At 62.9% G+C, this 240-nt stretch carries 1 pseudogene; it reads right to left on the bottom strand.

Annotated elements, in window-relative coordinates:
* Positions 1 to 240, bottom strand: a pseudogene (gene tuf, locus AC6H42_RS22295) (elongation factor Tu); the annotation flags it as partial.

Raw genomic sequence — 240 nt, 5'->3', positions numbered from 1 at the left:
CCGCGGCCCGAGATCGAGAACACGTCTTCCACTGGCATCAGGAAGGCGCCGTCCACTGCGCGCTCTGGCGTAGGGATGTAGCTGTCCAGTGCGTCGGCCAGGGCCATGATGGCCACTTCGCCCAGGGGACCGGTGTCGCCGTCCAGTGCTTTACGTGCCGAACCCTTGATGATAGGCAGGTCGTCGCCTGGGAACTCGTATTTCGACAGCAGCTCGCGCACTTCCATCTCAACCAGTTCC

Source organism: Massilia sp. NBRC 108631, assembly GCF_059704565.1.
This window is presented reverse-complemented; position numbering and strand designations above follow the sequence as displayed.